Raw genomic sequence first — 5455 nt, 5'->3', positions numbered from 1 at the left:
ACAAACTTGGCACACTATTGAGTTCTCAAACAACAGACACACCCGGCACCACCACAACACTTCAGTCATGGATCGCTCCGGAGCAACTTTTCAAACTTACCCGGTTTCCCGCCCCAATGCAAATCCATCTTCCAGGACCCACACCAGCAGAAAACCCATTCCCAACCCATACCGGCACGCTCAAAAGAACAACCAGAATAAGATCCAGAAATTTGGGGGTTTTGGCCAACCGCGGTAACCAGCTCAACGCTGTCTCCCTGCGGCGACTTAGAAAACAATACACCCACCCAGCCCCCACCGCAAATCAACCGCCCACAGCACCCACCCACCCCAAAATCCCTAAACCACGCGAAACCCACGGTCCAAACACGGAATCTAATCAACATTCCCCGGATACCAGTTCCTATGTAGTGGCTCACATCCCGGGCCCTTGCGATGCGCCAACCTGGCTTCAGCTCCCGGCTCGAAAGCCACGGCAGCCCGGGCGGCACGTCCGCACCCACCCATCAAGGTCCTGGCACGCCAACTCTCCAGCGCCCGCATCAACGATTACTCGGTCACCCCTATGACAAGCGTTTCCGCCGCCGCCTCCTCCTTGGCAAGGCACCCATGTCGAACAGAGTCCGCCGGCGCCCTGGAGCGTCCGGCGCCCAAGGCATCAAGCGACCGCTCTTTGGTATCCGAAATGATGTGCCAGGTAAGGTCGAGGGCGGCGCGGCCGGAGCCAAGGATGAGACGGCGCGTCAACAACCGTCCGGAACGCTTCAAGGCGCCGGCATGGTTGCTCGCATTGACGCAGGCTCATTAACACCGGTCAATGCTTGACTTGACCATTGAGTCAGATAGGTCGGTTTACCCATTAGCGCCGGGGACTACGCTCATTCCGTCACAGGGGTCACCATGAAACCCGCCGCACTCGAGAACATGGACACCCTCGGCGCTGCATCGGTGAGCGCCCGCAAGCTGGCGGACCTGGCCGCCGTTGTCTTGGGAAGGCCAAGTGTAGGCCTCCTTTCGGCCAGCGCCGCGGAAATCACGTTTCCCATGTTCAACATAACAACCGGAGGCCTTTGGCGCGTCACCGGAACTGCCAGGATCTGATCCGACGGCAGCATCACCTCCGTCCCCTTCAGCATGGTGATCGAACATAACCAGTCCAACTCACCGCACACGGTGACGCCAGCCCACAAACCCTCCTGATCGAAACCAACTCAGGACGTCCGGGCGGCTCAACTAACTTCGCCGTCATTGACTGGGGCCTCTACGGGAGCGCGTGCCCAGGTTTCGACCTCGGCCAACTGCTGGCTGGGTAGGTTAACCAAGGCACCATGGACGGGAAATGTCCCTACCGCGTGGAACCGCTATGCCGAGCCGCCTACTGCGAGGAACTGGCCGAATCCGGCGCCGATGTCCCGGAAACGACGGTGCTGCGCGGTCACCCAGCGTCCATGGCACTCTTTACCGGGCTCCCGGCGGTAGCCACCCAGCGCTTGGCAGAGCCCGACTCGGAAGAACGCCGTGCCGTTGGGGAGATACATGGGAAAGTTCACACGCCCGCGGCGACGCGCTCTCGCTGGATGCCACTTTGGCAGCTTGATTTGAGTCCACCTTGTTGTGCTGGTTCGGCAGTTTCTTGGTTTGTGCGAGGCTGTAGGAGTCGGTGCCGGTTTCGATGATGGGGCCTGTGAAGGTGAGTCGGGCGCCGATCGCGGCGCAAAGCCTGGCGTCGGTGAAGATTTCGTCCGGCTCGGGATAAATACTGATCCCGTGACGGCAGGTCGTTGGCCGACGGTGCGCGTTTCGGAGTGCCGTCCTCTCTGGCTACTTGGCGCTCAAGGCACCTACTGCTTCCTCGAGTAGGCGAACCGGGTTTTCTGGAATCTTCTTCGAAGACCGCCCGTTCGTCCATGTTGTAAAACCGTCGTCTGTCCAGCGTGGAACCACATGGAAATGGAGGTGCGGCTTGGACTGTTCAGCCCTGGGGCCGCTTGCGTTCAACAGATTGACGCCGGTCGCCTAACGCGGTGCGCATTGCCAGCGCGACCTTCTGAACCAGCGCCTTCGTGGCGTTCAACGAGACCAAACCCGCCTTCTGCACCCCTGCCGACTGCGCTGTCGGAATCACAGGGTGTGTCCGGGCACGAGCAAGCTCGCCGGCAGCGGGAGAAACGCGGTACCATGCTCTGCCCTGCGGCCCGTCAGGATTTCGGGCGGCTTCCCATACTCCATTGGATGGTGTGGACCTGCTCTGGAGCCTGCGGGGCCGGCCAGCAGATGAGCAGGTACTCCTCAGTGTTGGGATCGTGGGCGATGCTGTTCATCTCGGCGAGGCGGTTCCGGGCGAGGCACCGTATCCGGTACCATCCCGGTCCGTGTTCGGTGAGTTCCTGGAGCCCGGGGAAGTCGTACGCTATTGCGTCGACATTCAGCTTGCCGTGGGGTGCGTGGACCGAGACGTCGGCCCCCTCGTCCCAGCCTTCCATCGACAGCACCGGCTCCGCTTCGGCGGTCTTGACCCGCACGGTGACCTTTCCCATATCGGTGCCGCTGATGACCACCGCGCCAGTATTGAGGGGGCAGATCAGGCCGTTGCCCTCCTCGAGGTCGCGCGGCATTGGGATCGTTTCGTCCTGGTAGTCGACCAGACAGTAGAGATGGTAGTTGACGGTGACCGGGCCGATGGTCTGCATGGACGTTCAGGGCCACCTAGTTGATGATCGACACGTACATGGAGTCCCGGGCCAGGATCCACTGGCCGGTGTACACGCCCACCAGTGTACCGCCAGCAGAATAGTTCTCTGTGGCGGAGATCATGCACCGGCTGTAGCCGCTCGAGCCGGTTGCCGGCGGATCAAGGAAAACGCAGTTCGGGAATGAACGTGCAACACCGACAGATGCCGCACCCTCAGAGGTGGACGCGAACGGGTATTCGTCGCACAAAAGATTGGGTATTGACGGTGCGCTACCGCAGGCAATGGTCCTGTTTGCGTTCGTGACTGCCGGATCGGTTGTCCGGTGGATCGGGTCGTACGGGTTTCCGCCGTGAAGTCCGGAAGTGATCGCCTCGCTGACATGCGTCGTGAAGGTCGGCAATGCACTCCTGGAGTACTCCACGACGCCGGGGACGAACCAGATGGCGCACCCGGCTTTGGGATATCTGCCGCCCGTAGCGTTGTCGCAGCGCAACGAGAAGTCGTACCCGCTCGTCGACGAGAACACCCCGTTGAGGGTTGCGGCAATAGTCGAGTTCGTTGACAGGTAATAGATCGATCCGGAGAGGGTGCCTGTGGGACCGTAGGCCCCCTACGGCCTCCCGCCAATCATTCAAGGTGTTCGGAGCATCGGGAATCGAGGCGGGTGTCTGGGTGACACAGCTCCCGCTGCATAAACCTGAACCGGACAGGGTCATGCCGCTGACGTTTCCCTGTATCTGGTATACGCTGAACCCGAACTGGTGGCCGACGCTTGGAATATCGAGGATATCGATCTCGCAGGAATGCACCCGCGACGCCATCCTGGTCCCGATGGGTGCCTGCTTGCATCAGTCCGGAATCGGCAGCACCGACGGGGAACTGCTGGCCGTGTACGTTCCCGGCAGTGGGGGCGCCGAGCTGGCCGGCACAGGCACACTGCACGCTTGAGACCCCGCAACGATAGGCGAGCATACGGGGCCCGTGGCCACCTGGTTGACAGGAAATGCATTCACCATTGCCGTTTGCGCGGCCGCGTGAGCTGCGAGAGTCGCCAAATCATCCGCGGCATACGCCTTCGTCGCTGCGGACGGAATCAGCGCGCTGAGGAAAAGCCCAGCTACCGCAACGAAATAGAATGTTCGGCGCGAGCGTAGCTTTGGACACAGAAATATTCCCATGGTGCGACTTTTGGGCAAGGATCCTTTCATGAAGAACTCCCCCACTGCTCGCGGAATACCTGGACGGCGGACCACTTCGAATGTGATCAGATACTCACATTGAGAAGAGTTTCAGATCTTCATACGGAATGGAATGGTTTTCCGCGAAAATATTGATGCGGTCTAAATCTGGTGCCGGAATTGGGACAAACCTGTCGCCTTCGGCGCCGACCACACAATCAGGGAGCGCGTCGCTTGTCGGGATCGACGGGGCCGGACCCACCCCGGCGTGCTCCGCTCCGCACCCACTCCCAGAGCAGCCGTGATTCCGGCAATAACGTCGCCGGCTTCCATGACCCGGTGCAGGAGCAGCACGTCAATCAGTTCGCGGGTCGCGTCAGCGTAACCGTCTGTTTACGCGCTGCCGCCCAGAGCGCGTCATTACCCGGAGTGAATACCCCGGTCTCCCGGGCCTGGGCCAACGCACTGGAACCGAGCAACGCACCTGACTTTATCCTGAGCACCTCAAGATAATGATCCAGTTGAACGCATTGCCCGCCCCTGGCCACGGTCCTGGGTTGGGCGGCGATCATGGTTCTGCCCTCGAAGATCCGCACCTCCGTAGCACGCAGGGACACCCGTACTTTCCGGTTGATTCCTGGCTCGCACTGGAAGGTATCGACTCCATAGTGGGATTTGAACAGCACCCAGCGCTCGTTCTCGACCCGCTGTCGGGCCGGCCCCGTAAACAACCTTCGTCACTGCGGAAGTGAGGTTGTCATCGCGGATTTGCCTTGCCGGCACACCGCCCAAGGCATTGAACGCTTCGATATGGCCTTCCAGGAAAGCCTCCTGCCCGCAGGTCGGGTAAACGCGGTGGACCGATTTTCCAGAGGGGGACAGGCGGAAAGCGAACATGTAACACCGGGTGCGTTTCCCGTCGGTGTCGACCCAGAACTCACCGAAATCGACCTCGGCCTCCGCGCCCGGGGCGTGTTCCTGCGGGATGAATACCTCAACAGGCGCGTTCCCGGACTCGACAGCGATATCGGCGCGGCGGGCCTTCACATACTGGCGCACCGTGGAATACGAGATCACAGCTTTGTGCTCATTAACCAGGCGGTCAAAGACACGCTGGACGGTATTGCGTTGCTTCCGCGGAGCGTCCAGATCAGCCAGGAGCATCGCATCAATTACGACTCTGAGCTGCCCCAGCTTCGACGCCGTACGGGCAGCAACCCTTCGTGCTGGAGGTTCAGCAGCCGCCAACGCCTGACTTGCCTTCCACTGTTGGGAAAAACACTTCGATGGAATCAACGGTGGGGTGGGCTCAACTGAAACTGCGATTCATCTCCCGGCGAGCCGCGAAGTGGGCCCCATCCAAACTGCAAAACCGGTCACCACTCAAGCTGCCATAATGCGCCGTCGGGAACGTTGGGCGGAGGTGCGGCCGGTGTGCCGGCGCGGCCCGGCTGCGAGAGCGTCCCGTGGGTTTTGGGGGTGGTTGTGTGGTGGGTGGTTAACGTGGGAGAGCCCCCGGACACGTGGTGTTCGGGGGCTCTCGACCGGTAATAGTGTTCCGGCGGTGACCTACTCTCCCACACC

At 61.0% G+C, this 5455-nt stretch carries 6 protein-coding genes and 2 pseudogenes; 3 read left to right on the top strand and 5 right to left on the bottom strand.

The genetic code is table 11. The features are described 5' to 3' along the window. Window positions 1-900 precede the first annotated feature (900 nt). The gene (locus ABIB27_RS19095) at window positions 901-1101 is read left to right on the top strand and encodes a hypothetical protein (protein ID WP_354218017.1); all 201 of its coding nucleotides are present in this window, start codon (window positions 901-903) and stop codon (window positions 1099-1101) included. Between the two features lie 260 nt (window positions 1102-1361). Here the strand turns inward: ABIB27_RS19095 and ABIB27_RS19090 are convergent, their stop codons facing one another. From ABIB27_RS19090 to ABIB27_RS19520, 4 genes and pseudogenes are all read right to left on the bottom strand, one after another. Continuing rightward, on the bottom strand, window positions 1362-1538 hold the full coding sequence (locus tag ABIB27_RS19090; protein ID WP_354218018.1) for a hypothetical protein: 177 nt from the start codon (window positions 1536-1538) through the stop codon (window positions 1362-1364). 97 nt (window positions 1539-1635) lie between these two features. Continuing rightward, a pseudogene (locus ABIB27_RS19085) lies at window positions 1636-1734 on the bottom strand (IS21-like element helper ATPase IstB); the annotation flags it as partial. A gap of 464 nt (window positions 1735-2198) precedes the next feature. Further along, window positions 2199-2690, bottom strand: a complete 492-nt coding sequence (locus ABIB27_RS19075; RefSeq protein ID WP_354254670.1) for a hypothetical protein — start codon at window positions 2688-2690, stop codon at window positions 2199-2201. Window positions 2691-2706: 16 nt separating this feature from the next. After that, window positions 2707-3114 (bottom strand): NucA/NucB deoxyribonuclease domain-containing protein, encoded by a 408-nt coding sequence (locus ABIB27_RS19520; RefSeq protein ID WP_502909282.1) that lies wholly within the window; start codon window positions 3112-3114, stop codon window positions 2707-2709. Between ABIB27_RS19520 and ABIB27_RS19070 the strand changes: the two genes are divergently transcribed. Continuing rightward, on the top strand, window positions 3056-3262 hold the full coding sequence (locus ABIB27_RS19070; protein WP_354218020.1) for a hypothetical protein: 207 nt from the start codon (window positions 3056-3058) through the stop codon (window positions 3260-3262). The genes ABIB27_RS19520 and ABIB27_RS19070 overlap by 59 nt on opposite strands. A 67-nt stretch (window positions 3263-3329) precedes the next feature. Beyond that, window positions 3330-3641 (top strand): hypothetical protein, encoded by a 312-nt coding sequence (locus ABIB27_RS19065; protein WP_354254668.1) that lies wholly within the window; start codon window positions 3330-3332, stop codon window positions 3639-3641. 461 nt (window positions 3642-4102) lie between these two features. On the opposite strand, the pseudogene ABIB27_RS19060 reads toward ABIB27_RS19065, so the two are convergent. Beyond that, window positions 4103-5122 (bottom strand): annotated as a pseudogene (locus tag ABIB27_RS19060) (IS21 family transposase); the annotation flags it as partial. Between the last annotated feature and the right edge of the window lie 333 nt (window positions 5123-5455).

Source organism: Arthrobacter sp. UYEF21, from assembly GCF_040546085.1.
Classification (GTDB): domain Bacteria; phylum Actinomycetota; class Actinomycetes; order Actinomycetales; family Micrococcaceae; genus Arthrobacter.
The sequence above is the reverse complement of the archived record's forward strand: the minus strand, read 5'-3'. Positions and strand labels throughout refer to the sequence as shown.

What these genes read in the sequence shown, in the direction of transcription:
- ABIB27_RS19095 (WP_354218017.1), top strand. Translation starts at nt 901, where the DNA reads ATGAAACCCGCCGCACTCGAGAACATGGACACCCTCGGCGCTGCATCG.
- ABIB27_RS19090 (WP_354218018.1), bottom strand. Translation starts at nt 1,538, where the DNA reads ATGTATCTCCCCAACGGCACGGCGTTCTTCCGAGTCGGGCTCTGCCAA.
- ABIB27_RS19075 (WP_354254670.1), bottom strand. Translation starts at nt 2,690, where the DNA reads ATGCAGACCATCGGCCCGGTCACCGTCAACTACCATCTCTACTGTCTG.